Raw genomic sequence first — 766 nt, 5'->3', positions numbered from 1 at the left:
AGCAACAAGCGGGTTGCGGGATGAAAAGTAGCGGCCCAGGCCCACGCGAAAAAGGAAAGGATCTGCTTCAAATCCGCAATCTGCATGTGGAGGGGTTTTCGGATGAGCGGTGGCATCCCATTGTCCACGGGGTCGATCTGACGCTGAAGCGGGGCCAGGTTCTTGGGCTGATCGGAGAGTCAGGCGCCGGCAAGTCCACCATTGGCCTTGCCGCAATGGGTTATGCCAAGCCGGGCTGCCGGATCACGCAAGGCTCGGTCCTGTTCGACGGGATTGATCTTCTGGCAGTCAATGAAAAAGGGCGCCGTCGCCTCAGGGGCTCCCGCATTGCCTATGTCGCGCAAAGCGCGGCTGCCTCTTTCAATCCGGCACATCGGCTCTTGGAACAAACCGTCGAAACCGCGGTGGCGCATGGAATTGCCGGCCGGGAAGAGGCGAACCGGAGCGCCGTCGATCTTTATCGACGCCTTCAACTCCCAGAACCGGAGACCATAGGCTTTCGCTATCCTCATCAGGTCTCCGGCGGGCAGTTGCAACGGGCAATGACAGCGATGGCAATGGCTTGTCGTCCGGACCTCATAATATTCGACGAGCCAACAACGGCGCTCGACGTGACCACGCAGGTTGAAGTTCTAGCTTCCATTCGCAACATCGTGGAGGAATTCAGCACCGCTGCAATCTACGTGACGCATGACCTAGCGGTGGTGGCGCAAATGGCGGATCGTATCATGGTTCTGCGCCACGGACGTACCGTGGAGGAGGCTGA

1 protein-coding gene is annotated in these 766 nt (G+C 59.1%); it reads left to right on the top strand.

What is annotated here, in order from left to right:
• Nucleotides 1-20: 20 nt before the first annotated feature.
• The coding region (locus tag NKJ04_RS33615; RefSeq protein ID WP_352680118.1) for an ABC transporter ATP-binding protein at nucleotides 21-766 on the top strand (746 nt) is incomplete at its 3' end.

Origin of the sequence: Mesorhizobium sp. M0618, from assembly GCF_040320765.1 — a bacterium.
Lineage (GTDB): Bacteria > Pseudomonadota > Alphaproteobacteria > Rhizobiales > Rhizobiaceae > Mesorhizobium.
This window is presented reverse-complemented; position numbering and strand designations above follow the sequence as displayed.